Annotated in this window: 22 protein-coding genes; 14 read left to right on the forward strand and 8 right to left on the reverse strand. The window is 69.7% G+C overall.

Annotated features, from left to right (window positions below; all coding sequences use genetic code 11):
• Positions 1-49: 49 nt before the first annotated feature.
• Positions 50-2,377 carry a hypothetical protein gene (locus tag BLW27_RS11465; RefSeq protein ID WP_089883394.1) on the reverse strand — a complete coding sequence of 776 codons (2,328 nt, stop codon included), beginning with the start codon at positions 2,375-2,377 and terminating at the stop codon, positions 50-52.
• 172 nt (positions 2,378-2,549) lie between these two features.
• Here BLW27_RS11465 and BLW27_RS11470 point away from each other — a divergent pair, with 172 nt between their 5' ends.
• Positions 2,550-3,218, forward strand: coding sequence for an SIMPL domain-containing protein (locus BLW27_RS11470; RefSeq protein WP_089883397.1), 669 nt, complete (start codon positions 2,550-2,552; stop codon positions 3,216-3,218).
• Positions 3,219-3,276: 58 nt separating this feature from the next.
• Here BLW27_RS11470 and BLW27_RS11475 read toward each other — a convergent pair whose 3' ends face one another.
• From BLW27_RS11475 to BLW27_RS11490, 4 genes are all read right to left on the reverse strand, one after another.
• Positions 3,277-4,566: an O-acetylhomoserine aminocarboxypropyltransferase/cysteine synthase family protein gene (locus BLW27_RS11475; protein WP_089883399.1), complete on the reverse strand. Its 1,290-nt coding sequence runs from the start codon at positions 4,564-4,566 to the stop codon at positions 3,277-3,279.
• Between the two features lie 82 nt (positions 4,567-4,648).
• Positions 4,649-5,185: a DUF421 domain-containing protein gene (locus BLW27_RS11480; protein ID WP_089883402.1), complete on the reverse strand. Its 537-nt coding sequence runs from the start codon at positions 5,183-5,185 to the stop codon at positions 4,649-4,651.
• A gap of 35 nt (positions 5,186-5,220) precedes the next feature.
• The gene (locus BLW27_RS11485; protein ID WP_089883404.1) at positions 5,221-6,195 is read right to left on the reverse strand and encodes a hypothetical protein; all 975 of its coding nucleotides are present in this window, start codon (positions 6,193-6,195) and stop codon (positions 5,221-5,223) included.
• A 1-nt stretch (position 6,196) separates the two neighbouring features.
• The gene (locus BLW27_RS11490; RefSeq protein WP_089883406.1) at positions 6,197-6,889 is read right to left on the reverse strand and encodes a metal-dependent hydrolase; all 693 of its coding nucleotides are present in this window, start codon (positions 6,887-6,889) and stop codon (positions 6,197-6,199) included.
• Between the two features lie 196 nt (positions 6,890-7,085).
• On the opposite strand from BLW27_RS11490, the gene gatC reads away from it, so the two are divergent.
• From gatC to BLW27_RS11510, 4 genes are read left to right on the forward strand one after another with little or no spacing between them, the layout of a single operon-like run.
• Entirely contained in the window at positions 7,086-7,373 is a 288-nt protein-coding gene (gene gatC, locus BLW27_RS11495; protein ID WP_089883408.1) for an Asp-tRNA(Asn)/Glu-tRNA(Gln) amidotransferase subunit GatC, read from the forward strand.
• A 43-nt stretch (positions 7,374-7,416) separates the two neighbouring features.
• Positions 7,417-8,901 (forward strand): Asp-tRNA(Asn)/Glu-tRNA(Gln) amidotransferase subunit GatA, encoded by a 1,485-nt coding sequence (gatA, locus tag BLW27_RS11500; protein WP_089883411.1) that lies wholly within the window; start codon positions 7,417-7,419, stop codon positions 8,899-8,901.
• Positions 8,902-8,933: 32 nt separating this feature from the next.
• Complete coding sequence (locus BLW27_RS11505; protein WP_089883413.1) at positions 8,934-9,551, forward strand: hypothetical protein; 618 nt, start codon at positions 8,934-8,936, stop codon at positions 9,549-9,551.
• Positions 9,548-10,231, forward strand: a complete 684-nt coding sequence (locus BLW27_RS11510; RefSeq protein ID WP_483862382.1) for an N-acetylmuramoyl-L-alanine amidase — start codon at positions 9,548-9,550, stop codon at positions 10,229-10,231. The genes BLW27_RS11505 and BLW27_RS11510 overlap by 4 nt, the downstream gene beginning before the upstream one ends.
• Before the next feature lie 12 nt (positions 10,232-10,243).
• Here the strand turns inward: BLW27_RS11510 and BLW27_RS11515 are convergent, their stop codons facing one another.
• Entirely contained in the window at positions 10,244-11,638 is a 1,395-nt protein-coding gene (locus BLW27_RS11515; protein ID WP_089883415.1) for a helix-turn-helix domain-containing protein, read from the reverse strand.
• A 49-nt stretch (positions 11,639-11,687) separates the two neighbouring features.
• A complete protein-coding gene (locus BLW27_RS11520) occupies positions 11,688-12,914 on the reverse strand; it encodes a multidrug effflux MFS transporter (protein WP_089883418.1) in 1,227 nt (408 codons plus the stop codon).
• Between the two features lie 200 nt (positions 12,915-13,114).
• Here BLW27_RS11520 and BLW27_RS11525 point away from each other — a divergent pair, with 200 nt between their 5' ends.
• From BLW27_RS11525 to BLW27_RS11545, 6 genes are all read left to right on the forward strand, one after another.
• On the forward strand, positions 13,115-14,647 hold the full coding sequence (locus tag BLW27_RS11525) for an acyl-CoA carboxylase subunit beta (RefSeq protein WP_089883420.1): 1,533 nt from the start codon (positions 13,115-13,117) through the stop codon (positions 14,645-14,647).
• The gene (locus BLW27_RS11530; protein ID WP_245710849.1) at positions 14,644-15,018 is read left to right on the forward strand and encodes a hypothetical protein; all 375 of its coding nucleotides are present in this window, start codon (positions 14,644-14,646) and stop codon (positions 15,016-15,018) included. The genes BLW27_RS11525 and BLW27_RS11530 overlap by 4 nt, the downstream gene beginning before the upstream one ends.
• Before the next feature lie 472 nt (positions 15,019-15,490).
• Positions 15,491-15,631: a hypothetical protein gene (locus BLW27_RS21185; protein WP_177177881.1), complete on the forward strand. Its 141-nt coding sequence runs from the start codon at positions 15,491-15,493 to the stop codon at positions 15,629-15,631.
• Between the two features lie 153 nt (positions 15,632-15,784).
• Positions 15,785-16,138: a hypothetical protein gene (locus BLW27_RS11535; protein WP_089883422.1), complete on the forward strand. Its 354-nt coding sequence runs from the start codon at positions 15,785-15,787 to the stop codon at positions 16,136-16,138.
• A 151-nt stretch (positions 16,139-16,289) separates the two neighbouring features.
• The gene (locus BLW27_RS11540) at positions 16,290-16,502 is read left to right on the forward strand and encodes a hypothetical protein (protein ID WP_089883424.1); all 213 of its coding nucleotides are present in this window, start codon (positions 16,290-16,292) and stop codon (positions 16,500-16,502) included.
• Positions 16,503-16,655: 153 nt separating this feature from the next.
• The gene (locus BLW27_RS11545; protein ID WP_089883426.1) at positions 16,656-18,656 is read left to right on the forward strand and encodes an acetyl-CoA carboxylase biotin carboxylase subunit; all 2,001 of its coding nucleotides are present in this window, start codon (positions 16,656-16,658) and stop codon (positions 18,654-18,656) included.
• A gap of 57 nt (positions 18,657-18,713) precedes the next feature.
• Here BLW27_RS11545 and BLW27_RS11550 read toward each other — a convergent pair whose 3' ends face one another.
• A complete protein-coding gene (locus tag BLW27_RS11550) occupies positions 18,714-19,256 on the reverse strand; it encodes a DUF4174 domain-containing protein (protein WP_089883428.1) in 543 nt (180 codons plus the stop codon).
• 123 nt (positions 19,257-19,379) lie between these two features.
• Between BLW27_RS11550 and scpA the strand changes: the two genes are divergently transcribed.
• The 3 genes from scpA (at position 19,380) to BLW27_RS11565 (ending at position 22,729) form a co-directional block, all read left to right on the forward strand.
• Positions 19,380-21,512, forward strand: coding sequence for a methylmalonyl-CoA mutase (gene scpA / locus BLW27_RS11555; protein WP_089883430.1), 2,133 nt, complete (start codon positions 19,380-19,382; stop codon positions 21,510-21,512).
• A 117-nt stretch (positions 21,513-21,629) separates the two neighbouring features.
• Complete coding sequence (locus tag BLW27_RS11560; RefSeq protein WP_342708059.1) at positions 21,630-22,241, forward strand: VOC family protein; 612 nt, start codon at positions 21,630-21,632, stop codon at positions 22,239-22,241.
• Positions 22,238-22,729: a GNAT family N-acetyltransferase gene (locus tag BLW27_RS11565; protein WP_089883435.1), complete on the forward strand. Its 492-nt coding sequence runs from the start codon at positions 22,238-22,240 to the stop codon at positions 22,727-22,729. Before BLW27_RS11560 ends, BLW27_RS11565 begins: the two co-directional genes overlap by 4 nt.
• Positions 22,730-22,749: the final 20 nt, after the last annotated feature.

Below are 22,749 nucleotides of genomic sequence, written 5' to 3' on the forward strand. Positions count from 1 at the left end.
CGGCCCGCCTTTCCCTTGCAGCCCCTTGCGGCGGGGGCGGCTCGAAGGATCAGCCCTGCGGCATGTCCAGCGTGATGGTCCTGCCGCGCTTCCGGTAGCGCAGCTCGGTCTCGCTGATGGCAAGGACTTGGCCGCCGTCCAGCCGGTCGCCCACCTTCACCTTCTCGTATTGTCCGTTCGGCAGCCGCACCAGTGCGCGCCGGGCCGAGGCGTCGCCGTAGATGCCGAACAGTGTCGTTCTGCTGAGATCGACGGCGTCGCGCACGGTCGCCGCGCGGGCGACCTCGGCCGTGGTGGGCAGGTCGGGCACGGTCTGGGGCCGGGGTGCGGCCTGCGCGGGGGCACTTTCGCGGACCGTGGCGACCACGTCGGCGAGCGTGCCCGGCCGGCGCACCGGCGCCAGCGATTGCGCCACCGCTTCGTCGGTGGCCGCCGGCGTGTCCGGTTCTGCCTGCGCTTGCGCCGATTCCGGGCGCAGCGCTGGGCGGAAATCCGCCAGTTCGTCGCGCGACAGGCCCTGCAGGGTCGCCCGTTCGCGCTGTTCGACCAGGTCGTCCGGGCGCGCGGCGGGACGAAGCCCGGCGCTCTGCGACGCGGGCGGGGCCGCGGCGTCGCTCTCGGTTCCGGTTTCAGTCTCGGGCGCGGGCGCGGGCAGAGCGGCCTCGCGCAGCGGCGGCACCGCCGGCGGCGACCCCGAGAAGACGCGGTGCCCGTGGGGCGTGAGCGCGCCATCCGGCGTGGCGGCGACCAGGCCGCGGTCGTCCAGCGTGAAGGTGACGCCCGCGGGCGGCGGCGGGGCGGGATCGGCCGGGGGTGCGTCCGGCGCGTAGCCGCGCGCGGGCGGCAGGGCGACGGCGTCGAACTGCCCGACATCCGGGTCGATCGAGGCGACGTAGAGATCCTCGACGCTGCCGGTCTCGGGGCGGGCGGGTTGTTCCGGGGCGCGCTGCCAGATGCCGGTGGCGGCATAGGTGGCGGCTGCCTCCTCCGGGGTCAGCGGAAGCGGGGGCGGTTCGAGGGCGGTGGTGTCCGGCGCGGCCGGGACATCGAGCAGCTCGTCATCCGGCTCGCGCGCGGCCACCTCGGTGTCGTCGCCTTGCGGCGCGGTTTGCGGAAGCGGCGCGGGCACCTGCCCGGTATCGAGGGGCGGCGGGTCCTGCGGCGTGTCGTCCTGGGATGGGGGGAGGCTGGCCACCGGGACGGGCAGCGCGCTGGTCAGGGGCGCGTCGCGCAGGGACCAGAACGCCACCATCGCCAGCGCCACCAGCAGCGCCGCGGTTACGGCCAGCCCCACCTTCCGTCCTTTCGCGCCGCCGCCGCCGGGCAGGCCGTTGGCGGCGAGGGCGGGCCGCTCGGTGCGCATGCCGCGCCGGCCGCGGGGCTGCTCCGAGGGCTGCTCCGGCGTGGCGGACGCGGCGGCCTGCGCCTCGCGCGCACGGTCGAGGATGCGCTGGCGGAAGGCCGCGCCCTGCAGCGCGGTGGGCGTGACCGGCGGCGCGGCGGGCCTTGCGCCGGAGGAGGACACCGGTGCGGCCTTTCCAGCGGCCAAGTTCGCACTGACCGCGGGCCCGGCGCTCGCACCGGCCGCGGTGGCGATCTTCGCATCGACCGCGGGTGCGGCCTTGGAAGCGGGCTGTTTGGGTCGGGTCGCGTGGCGCGGCGTTGCGTCATTCGCGCGGTGCTTGGCGGCGGCCGCGGGGCCGGCGGTCGGGTCGTCCGCCGGTTTCGCCGGGTCCGGTGCGGCAGCCGCGCGGCGGCTGGCGAATGTCAGCGGCGGTGCGCTCTCGTCCGGCGGGGGGGGCGTGGCGGCGGCATCCTCCGACACCGCGGGCTCGTCGCCGGCCTGTGCCACTTGCGCGGGCAGGATGACGGCGGGCACGTCGGGCCGCGCGTGGGCGGGGCCGTCCCACGCGGCGGGGGCGCCGAACAGGACCGTGCCGGGGAACGCGCCCTCGGGGGGCAGCGCGGCGAAGCCGGCCGGGCGGAAGCCGTGGCTGCGGGCGAAGGTCTCGGCCTCGGCCAGGGTCTCGTTGGCGACGGCGGCCACATAAAGCGTCGCGCCGTCCATCACGTGGTCGATCGTCAGCTCGGAGACGGCATAGGGGGTGGCGCCGCGCATCGCCGCGCGCGCCGCCCCGGCCGGGTCGGCGTCGGGCGCGGGCAGGTCGAGAAAGCGGATCTGCGCCTCGGGCAGAAGCAGGAGAACGGCATCGCCCTGCGCGTCGGCCCGGATCGCGCGGTCGCGCAGGCGCGCCATCGCGGCGTTGAGATCGGGGTCATCGACCGCCACGTGGCCGAGCGTCTGCCACCCCCCGGGATCTCGCCGCAGCAGGGTGATCCCCTCGAAGGACAATGACAGCGCGAGCGTCGATACCATCCTGCGTCCTTAACACGGCCCTTGCGGTCCGGACATCCCCGGACGCGCAGCGTCGACCAAGCCTACAGCAAGACTCCGCCAAGGGAAAGAATGCCGCGGCGACGGGCTTGTATCGGGCGGTGCGGGGCGCAAGATGCCGCGACACCGGAAAACCTCGGAAAGGAAAACGCCGATGCGTGCACTTCTCACCGCGATCCTGCTGGCGATGGCCTTGCCCGCAGCCGCACAATCCACGCTGACGGTCACGGGCGAGGGCAGCCGAAACGTCGCGCCCGACATGGCGGTGGTCACCGTCGGCGTCACGGAACGCGCGGCCCGCGCCAGCCACGCGATGAACGCGGCATCCACCACCGCCGAGGCGATCATCCAGCGCCTGGGCGCGGCCGGGATCGCGCCCGCCGACATGCAGACGACGGACCTGTCGCTGTACCCGGTGCGCGAGAACGACATGTCGGGCCAAGCGCAGTTCGAGGGTTTCGAGGCCTCCAACCAGCTGTCGGTGCAGGTGCGCGAGCTCGACTCGCTGGGGCCGGTGCTTCAGGCGGTGCTCGAGGACGGGGCGAACCGGCTGTCGTCGCTGCAATTCACGCTGCAGGACCCGCGCCCGGTGATGAACGACGCCCGTCGCGACGCGGTCGAGGATGCGCGCGCGAAGGCGCAGCTTTACGCCGACGCGGCCGGCGTCGCGCTGGGCGGGATCCGCTCGATCTCGGAGGAGACCGAGAACGGCGGAGGGCCGCGGCCGATGATGGCGATGGAAGCCTCGCGCGGCGTGCCGGTCGAGCCGGGCAGCACGTCGGTCACCGCGCGGGTGACCATGGTCTGGAACCTGGAGCAGTGATGCGCGCGCCGGCCGGTCGCGGACCGGCCGACGCGTTCCGGCGAATGACGCCGGCGGATCAGCCGGCCTTGGCCAGCGCCTGGTCGAGATCGGCGATCAGGTCCTTGGCGTCCTCGATCCCGATCGAGATGCGCACCACGTCCGGTGCGGCCCCGGCCGCGATCTGCTGTTCCTCGGTCAGCTGGCGGTGCGTCGTGCTGGCCGAGTGGATCACCAGGCTGCGCGTGTCGCCGAGGTTGGCCACGTGGCTGAAGATTTCCAGGCTGTCGACCAGCGTCATGCACGCGTCGTAGCCGCCCTTCAGCGTCACCGTGAAGAGCCCGCCCGCGCCCTTGGGGCAGATCCGTGCGACGCGATCGTGCCACGGCGACGAGGGCAGCCCGGCATAAGTCACGGCCTTTACCGCCGGGTGCTTTTCCAGCCAGCCGGCGACCTCGACGGCGTTCTTCACGTGCCGCTCCATCCGCAGGGACAGCGTCTCGATCCCCATCAGGGTGTAGTGCGCCGCCTGCGGGTTCAGCGTCATGCCGAGATCGCGCAGCCCGATGGCGATGCCGTGGAAGGTGAAGGCCAGCGGGCCGAAGGTCTCGTGGAACTTCAGGCCGTGATAGGCGGGCTCGGGCTCGCTCAGCGACGGGAACTTGTCCGAGGCGGACCAGTCGAACTTGCCCGAATCGACGACGCAGCCGCCGGTCACGGTGCCGTTGCCGGTCAGGAACTTGGTCATCGAGTGCACGACCAGCGTGGCGCCGTGCTCGATCGGGCGGCAGAGGTACGGCGTGGCCGAGGTGTTGTCGACGATCAGCGGCAGGCCGGCGGCGTCGGCGACCTTGGCCACCGCGTCGAGGTCGGTGATGTAGCCGCCGGGGTTGGCGATGGATTCGCAGAACACCGCGCGGGTGTCCTCGTCGATGGCGGCGGCGATGGCCTCGACATCGTCGAAGTCGACGAAGCGGGCGGACCAACCGAAGCGCTTGATGGTCTGGCTGAACTGGGTGATCGACCCGCCGTAGAGCCGCGTCGAGACGACGACGTTCCGCCCCGGTCCCATCAGCGGGAACAGCGCCATGATCTGCGCCGCGTGCCCGGACGAGCAGCAGACCGCGCCGGCGCCGCCCTCCAGCGTGGCCACGCGTTCCTGCAGCGCCGCGACCGTCGGGTTGGTCAGGCGCGAGTAGATGTAGCCGACTTCCTGCAGGTTGAAGAGCGCGGCGGCGTGCTCGGCGTCGCGGAAGACGTAGGCGGTGGTCTGGTAGATCGGCACCTGCCGCGCGCCGGTGGCGGGGTCGGGGCGGGCGCCGGCGTGGATCTGAAGCGTGCCGAAGCCGTAGCGGGGCGTGTCGGTCATGGGCTGTCCCTCCGGAGATGCTGCTGTGTCGCTTGCGGAATCACTAGCGGCTTGGAGGGGACGCGACAATCTTTGCCGTCGCCTAGCGCGCCTCGTCGGGAAGGCCGACGCGGGCGGTGCGCACGTGCCCGGTGAAGTCGCGGGCGATCACGCTGAAGGACCCGTCGCTTTCGAGGATGACGGTGTCGGCGTCGTCCGGCTGGGTCGATCCGTTGGCGCGCAGGATCTGCGCGAGCTCGTCCTCGGTGACGCGCTCGGCCCGCATGGCGCGGGGGCAGGGCTCGCCGTTGTGCATCAGGATGCGGGGCTCGGAGCGCACGGTGCGGGCAAAGCCGTGCGAGGCGACCGACAGCCGCGCGACCAGCCATTGCAGGAAGATCAGCAGCGCGAAGGCCGTCATCCCCTCGGCCAGCGCGACCGAATCCGACAGCAGGATGGTCGCGAGGGTCGAGCCGAGCGCCACGCTGACCACGAGGTCGAAGGCGTTGAGCTTGGCCAGCGTGCGCTTGCCCGAGACGCGCAGGAAGATCAGCAGGCCTGCATAGGCCAGCGTGCCGACGATCAGCACGCGCAGGATTCCGGTCCAGCCCTGGAACAGCATGTCGGGGATCTGTGTCATGGCGTGGAAACCGCCCCGGGGACGGCCGGGTTCCGTCAGCGCAGCCACAGCCCCGCGGCGCGGATGCGCTTGCGGAGGTCGCGTTCCTGCGCAGGCAGGGCGGTGCGGTCGAACATCGCGCGGATCCGGGCGCCGCCGCCCTCGTGGACCAGCTTGCGCAGGGGCGCGTGGCGCGCCAGCAGGGGCTTCAGGTCGGGGCGGTTGGCGATGCGTTCCACAGTGTCCACCACGGCGTCGGATTCGCGGGCATAGAGCAGCGGCAGCGCCCGCCAGTGGCACGAGGTCCGCCCGTCGAGCCAGCCGGGCTCCAGCGCGTCGCGCCCGCCGCCAAGCCCGTGGATCACCAGCGGCAGCGCCACCTGGTCGAGCCACGGGTCGAGGCTTTGGCCCGCCAGTTCGGGCGGGGGCGCGTCGCGGATCGTTTGCGCGATGTGCAGGAAGCGCTGCCCGAAGACATGGGGGCAGCGGAAATGGAAGAAGCCGGCGTTGAAATAGAGGTAGCGGCGCCAGTCGTCCGGCGCGTGGGCCGTGTCTAGGCTGCCGTCGATGTCGAGGTCGAAACGGTCGTAGAGCGCGCGCCAGATCGCCGCGCGGTCGTGGCCCGCGATATCGGGCTTCGGCCACGTATCCTCGCGCCGCAGCGATGCCGCCGGCCGGTCGAAGTCGAGCGGCACGGCGGCGAGGTCGCCCAGGATCAGCGTGTCGGTGTCGAAGAACACGAAGGGCGTGTCCGCGGGCAGGGCGAATAGCGCCTCGATCTTGTTGCCCTGCGGGTAGGTCCGGCCGAAATGCCTCGCGTCGAAGGGCAGGATCGTCGCGCCCAGCCGCCTCAGCGCGGCGCGCGCGTCGTGGTCGAGCCGCGGATCGTCGTCCCAGAGCGGGCCGGGCTGCGGCTCGGCCACCACGAGGCGCGCTGAGGGCGAGGTCTCGGCCAGCGAGGCGGCGAAGAGCAGCGCCTCGGCCTGCAGGCGGCCGGCCTGCGCGACGATCAGGACCGTGGGCGCGGGCACCTCAGAGGGTGATGGGCTGCATCACCTGCGGCTCGATCACGTCGACGCCGGGCAGGCCCTGTTTCAGCGCGTCGGCGGATTGCTCGAGCAGCGGGAAGGTGCGGTAGTGGCACGGGATCACGGTCTTGAAGTCGAAGTATTTCTTCGCCGCGAAGGCCGCCTGCTTCATGTCCATCGTGTAATGCCCGCCCGTCGACAGGATGCCGATGTCGGGCCGGTGGTATTCGCCCATCCAACCCATGTCTGCCATGATCCCGGTGTCGCCCGAGACGTAGATCACGTGGCCTTCGCCCGCGATCATGTAGCCGATCTCCATGCCGGTGTAGCGCGCCGCGCCGTCCACGGACATTGACGACGAATGCGAGGCCGGCACCATCGTCACCGCGACGTCGCCGAAGCGCACCGTGCCGCCCTTGTTGAAGGCCTGCCCCTCGGCCGCGCCCATGCCGTGCAGCAGGCCGGCCAGTTCGACGATCCCCGAGACCGGCGCGCCGGTCTTCTTCGAGATCTCGACGATGTCGGCGGTGTGGTCGCCGTGTCCGTGCGTCACAAGGATCTGCGTCGCGCCCGCGACGGCAGCGTCGACGTCCTGGCCCTCCATCATCGGGTTGCCGTTCAGCCACGGATCGACCAGCAGCACCTGGTCCTCGATCTCGATGCGGAAGCTGCCATGACCCAGCCAGATGATCTGCATGATGCGTCTCCCATTCCGTGCATGCCTTTGCCTGCAGGCGACACTAGCAGCTTCGGCGCGCCGGTCCAAATGGCGGACGGGCCCGGCGTGGGGCGAACGGGCCGGCTGAACGATCGTCGTGCCGCGGCGCCACAGGCTTGCGGGCCGGGCGGCGGGACGCTAAAGCCGGGCCGATCCGAGGCAAGGGGAACCCGCGATGTCGATCGACACCGAAACCGCCGCGCGCGTGGCGAAACTGGCGCGCATCAAGGTCGAGGACGAGGCCCTGGAAGGGCTCGCGCAGGATTTCAACACCATCCTGGGCTTCATCGAGCAGCTGCAGGAGGTCGACGTCGAGGGCATCGAGCCGATGACCGGGGTCACCCCGATGCGGCTGAAGCGCCGGCCGGACGGCGTGACCGACGGCGGCATGCAGGACAAGGTCCTGTCGAACGCACCCGATGCCCGCGAAGGCTTCTTCGCCGTGCCCAAGGTCGTCGAGTGAGGCGCACGGCCCACTCCGACCGGACGATCCAGAGGGAAGACAGATGACCGAGCTGCCGAAGATGAAGATCGCCGAGGCGCGTGACGCGCTGCGCAAGGGCGACGTGACCGCGATCGAGCTGACCGAGGCCTGCCTGAAGGCGATCGACGGGGCGGGCCCGCTGAACGCCTTCGTGCACCACACGCCCGAGATCGCGACCGAGCAGGCGCGCGCCGCCGATGCGCGCGTGAAGGCCGGCGATGCGCCGGCGCTGTGCGGCATCCCGCTGGGCATCAAGGACCTGTTCTGCACCAAGGGCGTGCCGAGCCAGGCGGCCTCGCGCATCCTGCAGGGGTTCAGGCCGGAATACGAATCCACCGTCACCAGCCAGCTGTTCGACGCGGGTGCGGTGATGCTGGGCAAGCTGAACATGGACGAGTTCGCCATGGGCAGCAGCAACGAGACCAGCACCTACGGCGATGTGGTGAACCCGTGGCGCGCCGGCAACGACGAGACGAAGCTGACGCCGGGCGGGTCCTCGGGCGGCTCGGCCGCCGCGGTGGCTGCCGACCTGTGCCTGGGCGCGACCGGCACCGACACCGGCGGGTCGATCCGCCAGCCGGCGGCCTTCACTGGCATCACCGGGATCAAGCCGACCTACGGGCGCTGCTCGCGCTGGGGGATCGTGGCCTTTGCCTCGTCCCTCGACCAGGCGGGGCCGATGGCCAAGGACGTGCGCGACGCGGCGATCCTGCTGCAGGCGATGTGCGGCCACGACCCGAAGGATTCGACCAGCGCCGACCTCCCCGTGCCGGACTTCGAATCCATGCTGACCGGCGACATCAAGGGCAAGGTGATCGGCATCCCGCGCGAATACCGCATGGACGGCATGCCCGACGAGATCGAGGCGCTGTGGTCCGAGGGACGCAAGATGCTGCAGGACGCGGGCGCCGAGCTCCGCGACATCAGCCTGCCGCACACCAAGTACGCGCTGCCCGCCTACTACGTGATCGCCCCGGCCGAGGCGTCGTCGAACCTGGCGCGCTACGACGGGGTGCGCTACGGCCACCGCGCGACGCTGAGCCAGGGCGACGGCATCACCGAGATGTACGAGAAGACCCGCGCCGAGGGCTTCGGCGACGAGGTCAAGCGCCGCGTGATGATCGGCACCTATGTCCTGTCGGCGGGCTTCTACGACGCCTATTACAACCGCGCGCGCAAGGTCCGCACGCTGATCAAGCGCGACTTCGAGACCGTGTTCGCCGAGGGCATCGACGCGATCCTGACGCCGGCCACGCCCTCTTCGGCCTTCGCGCTGGGGCAGGAGCAGGCGGACCCGGTGCAGATGTATCTCAACGACGTGTTCACGGTGACGGTGAACCTGGCCGGTCTGCCGGGCATCGCGGTGCCGGCGGGGCTGGACCGGAAGGGTCTTCCGCTGGGTCTGCAGCTGATCGGCCGCCCGTGGGAGGAAGGCGATCTGCTGAATACCGCCTATGCGCTGGAACGTGCCGCGGGCTTTGTGGATAAGCCCGCGAAATGGTGGTAGCTGCCGGTTCACGCGAGACTCAGGGGCTGACCATGCGCATCTTCATTCTTCCCGGGCTGATGGCCCTGTCGCTTGCCGCCTGCACGACGTCGATTCCCGACAGCGGCGCGGGCGTGGGCTTTGGCGATTACGACGAATACGCCGCGCGCGAGGCCGAGTTGACGGGCGGCGTGCCGGCCGCGCCCGCGGTCGAAAGCGCGACGCTGGGGGCTGACGGTAGCGCCAGTGCCGGGGTGCCCGAGGTCGTGAGCAACGCCGCCGGGATCTCGGCCGAGAACGATTTCGATGCCGTGAGCGAAGAGCGTGACATCGCGGCCGACGCGAACCTGATCGCGCGCAACCGCGCGCAATACCAGGTGATCACGCCGACCGTCGTTCCCACGCGTCCGGGCACCGAAACGCCAAACATCGTCGAATACGCGCTGCGGACCGACAACCCCGTCGGGACGCAGTTGTATCGCCGGATGGGCATCCGAACCGCGGCGGGCCACCAGCGCGCCTGCGCGCAATTCGCCAAGCCCGACCTCGCGCAGGAGGCGTTCCTGGCCGCCGGCGGCCCCGAGCGTGACCGCGAGAACCTCGACCCCGACGGCGACGGCTTTGCCTGCCGCTGGGATCCGACGCCCTTCCGCGCCATCCGCGGCAGTTGAGGGGCGAGCCTTCGGCGCTCGCCGCGCCGTCGCCCAACCACGGCGCGCGGCGCGACGGCGCGCTGCCGGACATGATCGTCCTGCACTACACGGCGATGAAGGATGCGGTCGCGGCGCGCGACTGGCTGTGCAATCCGGAATCGCAGGTCTCGGCGCATTACCTGATCGGTCGCGACGGCACCCTGTGGCAGATGGTCGACGAGGACGCCCGCGCGTGGCACGCTGGCGCGGGCGCCTGGGGCGCGTGCGCGGATGTGAACTCCCGCTCGATCGGGATCGAGCTGGACAATGACGGGGCGACGCCCTTCGCGGCCCCGCTGATGGACCGGCTCGAGGACCTGCTGCGCGGGATCATGCGGCGCTGGAGCATCCCGTCCGCCCGCGTGGTGGCGCATTCCGACATCGCGCCGGGCCGCAAGATCGACCCCGGCCGCCGCTTCGACTGGCGCCGTCTGGCGCTTCAGGACCTGTCGGTCTGGCCCGAGCCAGCCACGCCGGGGGATGCCTGGGTCGATCTTCGCAGGGCGGGATACCGCTGGGCCGAGGGGCAGGAGGACGCGGTTCTGGGCGCCTTCCGGTCGCGGTTCCGCCCCGATGCGACAGCCCTCGGCGGTGCGCCCGACCGGGTGGACGCAGCACTTGCGGCGGGCCTTGCGGCCGGGTTTCCCTGCGTCGACTGAAGAACGAGCCGGTCATTCGATCCGGTAGGGCAGCACGTCGCGGCGGTCGGTGGTGACGCTGAGCCGGCGTTCCAGCGGCGGGACCGAGCGCTGGTGGCAGGCGGTGCGTTCGCAGATCCGGCAGGAAATGCCGATCGGCTCGAAGGCGCGGTCGCTTTGCAGGTCCAGTCCGTCGGCATAGACGATCTGCGCCGCATGCCGCGTCTCGCATCCCAGCGCGAAGGCGTAGCGGCGAACCGGGGCGCCGAAATGGCCGCCGGGCTTCGACACGTCGCGGGCAAGACTGATGTAGCGCACGCCGTCGGGTGTTTCCGCCGCCTGGCGCAGGAAGCGGCCCGGCGTCTCGAAGGCGCGGTGCACGTTCCACAGCGGGCAGGCGCCGCCGTAGCGGGCGAATTGCAGCCGCGTGGCCGAATGGCGTTTCGTGATCGTGCCGGCCTGGTCGACGCGGACGAAGAAGAACGGAATTCCCTTGGCGCCCGGGCGCTGCAGCGTCGACAGCCGGTGCGCCACCTGCTCGATCGAGGCGCCGAAGCGCGCCGCCAGCAGTTCGAGGTCGTGCCGGGTTTCCCGCGCGGCATCGAGGAAGGCCGCATAGGGCATCGCCACGGCGCCCGCGAAGTAGTTGGCCAGCCCAAGAAGCGCGATCTGGCGCGCCTCGTCCGTCTGAAAACGGGCGAGGTCCAGCGTCGCGCCCAGCAGCGGGGCCTGCGTCACTAGTGCCAACTGCACCAGAAGCTGGAAGCGGCGCGTCTCGGGCGGCGACAGGGCCGACAGGGTTAGCGTGCCCCGCGCCTCGTCAAACACACGCAGGGGCGCGGTGCGTTCGACCCGCACCGTGATGCCGTGATGCGCCAGCCGCTCGGTCGCGGCGGCCATCGGGTCGCGGTCGCCGAAGCCTTGCGCCGTGCGCTCGGCCGCGCGGTCGACCGCGTCGATGTAGTTGTCGCAATAGTGGAAGAAGTCGCGCACCTCTTCCCACGGGCTGGGCTGAAGCTGCGCGCCGTCGCGACCCAGCGCCTCGTCTAGCGAGGCGAGCCGTTCGTGGGTCTGGCGGTAGGCGCGGTGCAGTTCCAGGAACGCGCGGGCCAGCGCCGGCGCGTTCGACGCCGCCAGCCGCAGGTCGGCCATGCCGGGCGTTTCGTTGAAGACAGGGTCGGCCAGCGCCTCGCGCATGTCGGTGACCATGCGCTCGGATTCGCCCGAGCCCAGTTCGGTCACGTCGAAGCCGAATTCCTGCGCCAGCCCCAGCACCACCGTCGTGCTGACGGGGCGGTTGTTGTTCTCCATCTGGTTCAGGTAGGGCAGGGACACGCCCAGCTTCGCGGCAAAGTCTTTCTGCGTCAGGCCCAGCCGCGTCCGCAGGTCGCGCAGCTTGGCGCCGGCATAGAGCTTGGGTGCGGGCATGGCGGGCTTTCGCGGATTTGCAGCGTCGGCGGCGACGTTTGCAAACCGCTCAGGCGGTGTCCAGCCTTTCCAGCTGCCGCTCGCGCCAGATGACGAAGGCGATGGCCGCGACACCGGCGACCGAGGTCGACAGCATCAGCCACAGCAGCGGCCAGGCGCCCGTGCCCGGCTGCAGGATCACGCCGGCGAAGGCCGACAGGCCCGCGCCGCCGCCGATCATGATCGCGCCGCCGAGGCCGCTGGCCGTTCCCGCGAGGTGCGGGCGCACCGACAGCATGCCGGCGGTGGCGTTGGGGATCGTCATGCCGTTGCCGAGGCCCACGAAGGTCATGAAGCCGAAGAAGGTCAGCGGGGTCTTGAAGCCCAGCGCGAAGACCACCAGCGACAGCACGAGGCCGCTGGTGACGATGATCGCGCCGACCAGCACCATCCGGTTGACGCCGTAATGCGCCGAATACCGCCCCGACGCCCAGTTGCCGAGGAAGTAGCCGACGGCCGGGGCGCCGAAATAGATGCCCAGCGTCGCCGGATCGAGACCGAAGACCACCGAGCCCACGAAGGGCGCGCCGCCGAGGTAGGAAAAGAACGCCCCCGACGCGAAGGCCGCCGCGAGGGCGTAGCCCCAGAAGCGCGGCGCGCGGAACAGCTCGGGGTACTGGCTGAACTGGCGCCCCAGCGACAGTCCGCTGACCGTCGCCGTCTCGCCCTGGTCGCGCCAGCACAGCCAGAACAGGCCGATCCCCAGCGCGAGCAGCATCCAGAAGCTGGCCTGCCAGCCCGCGATCTGGTCGAGCAGGCCGCCGATGGCGGGCCCGATCATGGGCACCACCGCCATGCCCATCGTGACGTAACCGATCATCGACGCCGCCTGGTCCTGCGGGACCATGTCGCGCACGATCGCCCGGCTCAGCACCATGGCGACGACGATCACCGCCTGGCACATGCGGAAGGCGAGGAAGACCCAGACGTTCGTCGCCAGCAGGCAGCCCAGCGTGGCCAGGCAGAACAGCGCGATACCGCCCAGCACCATCGGCCGGCGCCCGAGCTTGTCCGACAGCGGCCCCACGACGATCTGCAGCACCGCGTTGACGCCCAGGTAGACCGCCACCGAAAGCTGCATCAGCTGGTAGTCGGTATCGAAATACTCGGTCATCTGCGGCAGGGACGGCAGGAAGATGTTCATGGCCAGCGCCGAGAGGCCGGACATGAAGATGAGCGTGGCGATATGCGGCGGGGTGGAGCGGTCCAGAAAGCGGACCTTGACGGCGCTGTTCATGCGATAGGGGTTAGGCCCCTGCCGCGGGTTTGTCCATCTGCGCCCGCGCGCGGCCGTGCGATTTGCGGATTTGCGTTTTTGCGCGCGTCTCCTCTTCATGCTTTGCAAATTTGCCGGATTTGACTTGAGACCGATCCGCCGTGTCGTATGGTGCCACCCGTGGCGGCCCCTCCGGCGCCGCGGCCAGGCGGAGGACACGCATGAAGGATATCCTGCAGGAGCTCGAGAACCGGCGCGGCCAGGCGCGGCTGGGCGGCGGGCAGAAACGGCTCGATGTCCAGCACGCGAAGGGCAAGCTGACGGCGCGCGAACGCATCGACCTGCTGCTCGACGAGGGCAGCTTCGAGGAATACGACATGTTCGTGGCCCACCGCTGCACCGATTTCGGGATGGAGCAAAACCGCCCCTACGGCGACGGCGTGGTTACCGGCTGGGGCACGATCAACGGCCGCATGGTCTACGTCTTCAGCCAGGATTTCACCGTCCTCGGCGGGTCGGTCAGCGAGACCCACGCCCGCAAGATCTGCAAGGTCATGGACATGGCGGTGCAGAACGGCGCGCCCGTCATCGGGCTGAACGATTCGGGCGGCGCGCGCATCCAGGAAGGCGTCGACAGCCTTGCGGGCTATGCCGAGATCTTCCAGCGCAACGTCGAGGCCTCGGGCGTGATCCCGCAGATCAGCGTCATCATGGGGCCCTGCGCGGGCGGGGCGGTCTATTCGCCGGCGATGACCGACTTCATCTTCATGGTGAAGGACAGCAGCTACATGTTCGTCACCGGGCCCGACGTGGTGAAGACTGTGACCAACGAGCAGGTCACCGCCGAGGAACTGGGCGGCGCGCTGACCCATACGCGCAAATCCTCGGTTGCCGACGGCGCGTTCGAGAACGACGTCGAGGCGCTGGCCGAGGTGCGCCGGCTGGTCGACTTCCTGCCGCTCAACAACCGCGAGAAGCCGCCGGTGCGGCCGTTCTTCGACGATGTCGAGCGCGTGGAGACCAGCCTCGACACGCTGATCCCCGAGAGCCCGAACCAGCCCTACGACATGAAGGAGCTGATCACCAAGGTCGCGGACGAGGGCGATTTCTACGAGATCCAAGAGGAGTTCGCCAAGAACATCGTCACCGGCTTCATCCGGCTCGAAGGGCAGAGTGTGGGCGTGGTGGCGAACCAGCCGATGGTGCTGGCCGGCGTGCTGGACATCGACAGCAGCCGCAAGGCCGCGCGCTTCGTGCGGTTCTGCGACGCGTTCGAGATTCCGATCCTGACGCTGGTGGACGTGCCCGGCTTCCTGCCCGGCACGGGGCAGGAATTCGGCGGCGTCATCAAGCACGGCGCCAAGCTGCTGTTCGCCTACGGCGAGGCGACCGTGCCCAAGGTCACGCTGATTACCCGCAAGGCCTATGGCGGCGCCTACGACGTGATGGCGTCCAAGCACCTGCGCGCGGACGTGAACTATGCCTGGCCCACCGCGCAGATCGCGGTGATGGGCGCCAAGGGCGCGGCCGAGATCATCCACCGTGCCGACCTGGGCGATCCCGGCAAGATCGCGGCGCATGCGCAGGAATACGAGGAGCGATTCGCCAACCCGTTCGTCGCCGCCGAACGCGGCTTCATCGACGAGGTGATCCAGCCGCGCTCGACCCGGCGGCGGGTGTCACGGGCCTTCGCCATGCTGCGCAACAAGCGGCGGAGCATGCCGTGGAAGAAGCACGACAACATCCCGCTGTGAGCATCGCCTTGGACGAATCCGGACCCGCTCCCCTGCGCGGATGGTACGAGCACCGCGAGAGCGGGCGCTACACCCTTGCCCGGCACTGGCCGCCGCGCTTCGACGTCGCGGCCAGCGCGGATTTCCCGCCGCTGCGCGCATCGCGCCTGGCGCACCAGGTGCGCCAGGATGTCTGGCGCGCATTTCAGCGCTTGCGCGGTTTTTCACCGGTGGTACAAATTGACGTAAGGGATACCGGAATCCGCGTCACCGCCGGTGGGCGGGCTGCCAGACCGGTTCCGCCCGGCCTCGAGACGCGGATCGAGGCGCTTCTGGACGATCCGTGCCTGCGGGCGCGCTGGATCGCCCACGCATCGAAGTGGGCCGCATGAACGCCGGCCCCCGACAAGTCAAAAGCGCCCCTGCCGAGGCCGGGCGCGCGGCAGCTCCGACAGGAGGAGACCGGAAACGGTGTCGGGGCTGCCCGCTTTGCGGTGCGGATGCGCACGTGTGTGGCCATGTGGCGAAAATGCATCGGGCCCCGCGGCCGCGCCTGGCCGAGACAACGGCCTGCGCGACCCGGTCCCACAGTTCCGCGGGGCCGAAAATATTTTTCTGCCCTTCCTGCGGCCTACTGCATGTAGTCGTCGCCTCCCCCGCGAATCAAGATGTTGTAGTTCCGGACGGTTTGACCCGGCGGAATATGGCAATCGTGTCACAGGGCCGCTCATCTCTTGCCGCCCCATATATTTCGTTCGAAACGTTCGATATTTTTGGAACCGATTGCACCCATGCGATCGTTACACCGTCGCAGGCCCGGGCGCAGCGCGTGCCGGGCGCAGACGAAACAGACAGGAGACAAAGATGTCCAAGAGCATCAAACTGCTTGCAGCACTCGGCCTCGTCGCTGGCCTCGCGGCCTGCGGCCAGCAGGAAGAAGAAGTTGTCATCGTCGATCCCGAGCCGATCAGCGTTGAGCCGGTCTACACCGGTAAGTACAAGTAAGACCTTCGCGGGACGGGCCGCTGGGCCCGTCCCCGATCCCGTCCTCCGCGCGACGTATGGCGCGGCCCCCACGCGTCCCGCCGCAGCGCAGAACACAGCGCACATGGCCCGGCCGCAGCTTCACCCTGCATCCCGGCCCGACCGGAGGACGGCATGCTGAAGCATCGTGGATTTCCCGGCCGCATGCCGGGTACGGATTTCCAGTTCACCATCAGGCGCGCAAATCCTCGTGGCGCGGCCCCGCTGATCCGGCGCGAACGCTACCGCGATCGCAGGCCGGCCGACCGCCGCGCCGACGCGGCCTTCATGGCGGCCTTGTGGGAGTCGTTTGGCGACGAGCCTTTCGAGCGCGGCAACCTGGACGCGGGGCGCCTGTCATGGCTGTTCGGACGCGAGGTGCTGCCGTTCGACGACCCGTTCGACCCCGAAAGCTACGAGGCCCGCCTGGTCATAGACGAAGAGGCGGCGCGCGTTGCCTTCCCCGAAATATTCGGAGATGATCGATGACGATCGTCGGTGGGGCAGGGGCTTGCGAGCGGGTTCATGCCGGTGGCGGGCTGACCGCCTGTCACCGAGGAACCAGCCGCACGCAGCAAGGGTCTTGCCGCCGGTTCCGGCCGCGCCTGCGCGGCCGCATGCAATCTATGGAGCTCATTCTATGCGTATCGTCACTCTCTCTCTTGCCCTGGCATCCTGCGTCGGTCTCGCGGCGTGCGAAGGCTCCGATCTTGAACGCGGCGTCCTGGGCGCAGGCATCGGCGCGGCAGGCGCTGCGGCGACCAACAACGATGTTGCGGCCGGCGCGGCCATCGGCGGCGCGGCCGGCGTGGTCTGCGACGACATCTCGCCGCGTCTCTGCGCAGACCGCTGAGCCTGCGGACGCGCTGACGCGAGGCGAACTGGCCCGCGCGGAACCACGTGACATCGAGATCGAGGCCGCCCCGGACAATCGTCTGCGGGCGGCCTTTTCGTGTCTCGCCCGGACAAGCGGTCCGGGCGCAAGAAAACCGGAAAAGGGACGGCCATGTTCGACAAGATCCTGATCGCCAACCGCGGCGAGATCGCCTGCCGCGTCATCAAGACCGCGCGGCGCATGGGGATCACCACAGTCGCGATCTATTCCGACGCGGACCGCAACGCGCTGCATGTCGAGATGGCGGACGAGGCGATCCATATCGGGCCGCCGCCCGCCAACCAGTCCTACATCGTCATCGACAAGGTGATGGACGCGATCAAGGCGTCGGGCGCGCAGGCGGTGCATCCGGGCTACGGTTTTCTGTCGGAGAACCCGAAATTCGCGCAGGCGCTGGATGCGGCGGGCGTGGCCTTCGTCGGCCCGCCCGTGAAGGCGATCGAGGCGATGGGCGACAAGATCACCTCCAAGAAGATCGCGCAGGAGGCGGGGGTGAACACCGTTCCCGGCTACATGGGCCTGATCGGTGATGCCGACGAGGCGGTGAAGATCGCGGGCGAGATCGGCTATCCGGTGATGATCAAGGCCAGCGCCGGCGGCGGCGGCAAGGGCATGCGCATCGCGTGGACCGACGACGAGGCGCGCGAGGGTTTCCAGTCCTCGAAGAACGAGGCCGCCAGCAGCTTCGGCGACGACCGCATCTTCATCGAGAAATTCGTCACCCAGCCCCGCCACATCGAGATCCAGGTGCTGTGCGACCAGCACGGCAACGCGGTCTATCTGCACGAGCGAGAATGCTCGATCCAGCGGCGCAACCAGAAGGTCGTTGAGGAGGCGCCCTCGCCGTTCCTGGACGAGGCGACCCGCCGCGCGATGGGTGAACAGGCCGTCAGGCTGGCGCAGGCCGTGGGCTACACCAGCGCCGGCACCGTCGAATTCATTGTCGACGGCGAGCGCAACTTCTACTTCCTCGAGATGAACACCCGCCTTCAGGTCGAACACCCGGTCACCGAGATGATCACCGGCGTGGACTTGGTCGAGCAGATGATCCGGGTCGCCAACGGCGAGAAGTTGCCGTTCAGGCAGGAGGACCTGACGATCAACGGCTGGGCGATCGAGAACCGGCTGTACGCCGAGGACCCGTATCGCAACTTCCTGCCGTCGATCGGCCGGTTGACCCGCTACCGCCCCCCGGCCGAGGGCGCGATGGGCGCGGGCACCGTGCGCAACGACACCGGAGTCTTCGAGGGCGGCGAGATCAGCATGTACTACGACCCGATGATCGCCAAGCTGTGCACCTGGGCGCCCACGCGGGCGCAGGCGATCGAGACAATGCGCACCGCGCTCGACGCGTTCGAGGTGGAGGGCATCGGGCACAACCTGCCGTTCCTGTCGGCGGTGATGGACCATCCGAAATTCGTCAGCGGAGACATGACGACCGCCTTCATCGCCGAGGAGTGGCCCGACGGGTTCGACGGCGTCGCGCTGGACGACACCGCTTTGCGGCGCGTGGCGGCGGCGGCGGCGGCGATGAACCGCGTGGCCGAGATTCGGCGCGCGCGCATCTCGGGCACGCTCGACAACCACGAACGCAAGGTCGGCACCGAATGGATGGTCGAGGCGCAGGGCGAGCGATTCGAGGTGGCGACCGCCGCGGACCGGCAGGGCACCACCGTCACCTTCGCGACCGGTGATGCGATGCGGGTCGAGGGCGACTGGACCCCCGGCGACCGGCTGGCACGCATGATGGTCGACGGCGCGCCGCTGGTGCTGAAGGTCGACAAGATCACGCAGGGCTTCCGCCTGCGCACCCGCGGCGCCGACCTCAAGGTGCATGTGCGCACCCCGCGGCAGGCCGAGCTGGCCGCGCTGATGCCGGAAAAGGTGCCGCCGGACACGTCCAAGATGCTGCTCTGCCCGATGCCCGGCCTAATCGTGAAGATCGACGTCGAGGAGGGTCAGGAGGTGCAGGAGGGGCAGGCGCTCTGCACCGTCGAGGCGATGAAGATGGAGAACATCCTGCGCGCTGAACGCCGCGGCACGGTGGCCAAGATCAACGCCAGCGCCGGCGACAGCCTTGCCGTGGACGACGTCATCATGGAGTTCGAATAGGGCGATGGACCCGCGGCCGGAAACCACGACGACCCGTGCGAAGGCCCGCGCCGCGGCTCAATCCGCATCGAGGCGGCGCTCGCGCACTTCCTGCCGGCGCAGGGGCAACTTGTCGATCGATCGCGAGATCTCGCGCACGGACAACGGCATCGGCCGGCGCAGGACGATTGTGCCGTCCTTGGCCATGACGACCACCATGAAATCGCGCGGCCGCAGGGATCGCCGGAAAGACGAACCCGAGGCGGGATCGGTGTCGGTGATCACGACTACGTCGCGGTCGACCAGCGCGTCGAGCCGCGAGGTGATGTTCTCCATCTGCTCGACGAAGCGGGGATCGTTCGGGCTTTCCGCGAAGACGACGACCGGACGCCGCGTCCAGCGCCATTCCTCCAGCGTGGTTCCGACCGCCGAGCGGATGGGATCGACGACCTCCGGCTCGGCCGCGTCGGGTGGCGCCTCCTGCGCGTCGACCGAAGGCTCGGCCAGGGGCGGGTCGTCGTCGGTAACGGAGATCTGCGCCGTCGCGCCGGTCGCTGCGCCACCCAGTGTCGCGAGCAGGGCAAAGACGCCGATCCATGCGCTTCTTGTCAGGGATTTCATGACATTCGATATAAGCCGAGCGGGGGCCCCTGCACAGGCCCTGATCCCCGCCGGGCACGAAAAGTTCACCCTCGCGCGGATGATGGACCTCGGTCGCCGTCCCGAACCAGAGAGGATCACAGGATGACGGATCTGCCACAGGATTGGCGCGCCCGCGCCGAGAAGGAACTGCGCAACCGCACGGTCGAGGACCTGACCTGGCACACGCTGGAAGGCATCGACGTCAAGCCGCTTTACACCGAGGCCGATACCGAGGGCCTGCCGCATCTCGGCACCTTGCCGGGGGACGAGCCCTTCACCCGCGGCGTGCGCAGCACGATGTATACCGGCCGGCCCTGGACGATCCGGCAATATGCCGGCTTCTCGACCGCCGAGGAAAGCAACGCCTTCTACCGCCGCGCGCTGGATGCCGGCCAGCAGGGCGTCAGCGTGGCCTTCGATCTTGCCACCCACCGTGGCTATGACAGCGACCACCCGCGCGTGGTGGGCGACGTGGGCAAGGCCGGCGTCGCCATCGACAGCGTCGAGGACATGAAGATCCTGTTCGACGGCATCCCGCTGGACCAGGTCAGCGTCTCGATGACGATGAACGGCGCCGTCATCCCGATCATGGCGAACTTCATCGTCACGGGCGAGGAGCAGGGCGTGTCGCGCGCGCAGCTGTCGGGCACGATCCAGAACGACATCCTCAAGGAATTCATGGTGCGGAACACCTACGTGTACCCGCCCGAGCCCAGCATGCGGATCATCGCCGACATCATCGAATACACGATGAACGAGATGCCGCGCTTCAACTCGATCTCGATCTCCGGCTACCACATGCAGGAGGCCGGCGCGAACCTGGTGCAGGAGCTGGCCTACACCCTGGCCGACGGCAAGGAATACGTGAAGACCGCGATGGCGCGCGGCATGGACGTGGACAGATTCGCCGGCCGGCTGAGCTTCTTCTTCGCGATCGGCAAGAACTTCTTCATGGAGGCCGCCAAGCTGCGTGCCGCGCGGATGCTGTGGCACCGCATCATGACCGAGCTTGGCGCGCAGGACCCCAAGTCCAAGATGCTGCGCACCCATTGCCAGACCTCGGGCGTGAGCCTGGCCGAGCAGGACCCCTACAACAACGTCATCCGCACCGCCTACGAGGCGATGAGCGCGGTTCTGGGCGGCACGCAGAGCCTGCACACCAACGCGCTGGACGAGGCGATGGCGCTGCCCACCGATTTCAGCGCCCGCATCGCGCGCAACACCCAGCTGATCCTGCAGGAGGAGACCGGCGTCACCAAGGTCGTCGATCCCTTGGCAGGCTCGTATTACGTCGAAAGCCTGACGCACCAGCTGGCCGAGGAGGCCTGGAAGCTGATCGAGGAAGTCGACGGCATGGGCGGCATGACCAAGGCGGTCGAGTCGGGCATGCCCAAGCTGCGGATCGAGGAGACCGCCGCCCGCCGGCAGGCCGATATCGACCGAGGCCGCGACGTGATCGTCGGCGTGAACAAGTATCGCCTCGCGAAGGAGGACGATCTCGACATCCTGTCGATCGACAACGCCAAGGTCCGCGACGGGCAGGTCAAGGCGCTGGAGCGCATCCGCGCCACCCGCGACCAAGCGGCCTGCGACGCGGCGCTGGCGGACCTGGAAAAGCGCGCGGCCGAGGGCGGGAACCTGCTCGAGGCGGCGGTCGAGGCGGCGCGCGCCCGCGCCACGGTAGGAGAGATCAGCATGGCGATGGAAAAGGTGTTCGGCCGGCACAGGGCCGAGGTGAAGACGCTCGCCGGGGTCTACGGCGCCGCCTACGAGGGCGACGAGGGCTTCGCCGCGATTCAGAAGTCGGTCGAGGATTTCGCCGAGGTCGACGGCCGCCGCCCGCGCATGCTGGTGGTCAAGATGGGCCAGGACGGCCACGACCGCGGCGCGAAGGTGATCGCCACGGCCTTCGCCGACATCGGCTTCGACGTGGACGTGGGCCCGCTGTTCCAGACCCCCGAGGAAGCCGCGCAGGACGCCATCGACAACGACGTGCACGTGATCGGCATCAGCAGCCAGGCGGCGGGGCACAAGACGCTGGCGCCCCAGCTGGTCGAGGCTTTGCGCGCGCAGGGTGCCGAGGACATCCTGGTGATCTGCGGCGGGGTGATCCCGCAGCAGGATTACGACTTCCTCAAGCAGGCCGGCGTGAAGGCGATCTTCGGCCCCGGCACGAACATCCCCGAGGCGGCACAGAACATCCTGACCCTCGTCCGCGAGGCCCGCGGGCTCTGACCCCGCGCCCGCGCGTGCAGCGCGCGCGGACACCGGCGCTCTGCCTGCGCGCGGGCACTGGCCAAGTGCCCATCTCCCGCCCATACTCGGAAGGGCAGGGGATGAAGGGTCATGGTCATGCTGCAACTCGATCACGTCGCGGTGCTGGGAGAGACGCTGGACGAGGCCGCCGCGCATGTGGAGCGCGCGCTGGGCGTGCCGATGATCCCCGGCGGCCAGCATGAACGCTACGGCACGCATAACCGACTGCTGGGCCTTTCGCCCGAGCTGTATATCGAGGCGATCGCCGTCGACCCGGCGCTGGCGCCGCCGAAGGAGGCGCGCTGGTTCGGGCTCGACCGCTTCGCCGGGCCGCCGCGGCTCGACAAGTGGGTGCTGCGCTGCGACGACATCGACGCCGCGCTGAAGGCGCTGCCGATGGCGGGGCACCCGGTGCATCTGGAACGGGGCGATCTTGCCTGGACCATGGCGGTCCCCGAGGACGGGCTGCTGCCCTTCGACGGGCTGTTCCCGGCGCTGATGCAGTGGCGCAGCCCGGTGCCGCCGGGCAAGACGCTGGCCGCGTCGGGGCTGGCGCTGGAGGGGCTGTGCGTCTCGCACCCCGAGGTGGACGCCCTGCGCGACCTGCTGGCTCCGCATCTCGACACCACCGGACTTGCCTTCGAGACCGGCGCGGCGGGCCTGCGCGCCCGGATCCGCACGACGCACGGGACGGTGACGCTGGAATGACGATCCGCCCCGCGCGGCCCGAGGATGCCGAGGCGATCGTCGCGATCTGGAACGCGGTGATCGACGGCACCGCCGTCACCTTCACCACCGAGCTGAAGACCCCGTCGGGCATCGCCGCCGACATCGCCGCGCGCGGCCCCGCCTTCCAGGTGGCCGAAGATCGGGGCCGCGTGCTGGGCTTCGCCACGTATTTCCCGTTCCGCGGCGGGCCGGGTTACGCCTTCACCAAGGAACACTCGATCCAGCTTGCCCCCGAAGCCCGCGGGCGGGGCCTCGGCCGCGCGCTCATGGTCGCGCTGGAGGACACGGCAAGGGCCGAGCGGGTGCATTCGCTCTGGGCTGGCGTCAGCGGCGAGAACCCCGGCGGCGTCGCCTTCCACGCCGCCCCGGGCTTTGTCGAGGTGGCCCGCCTGCCGCAGGTGGGGCGCAAGTTCGACCGCTGGATGGACCTTGTGCTGATGCAGAAATTCCTGTCCCCACCGCGCTGACATCCCCGGCGGCCTGGCAT

Origin of the sequence: Citreimonas salinaria (assembly GCF_900107235.1) — a bacterium.
Classification (GTDB): domain Bacteria; phylum Pseudomonadota; class Alphaproteobacteria; order Rhodobacterales; family Rhodobacteraceae; genus Citreimonas; species Citreimonas salinaria.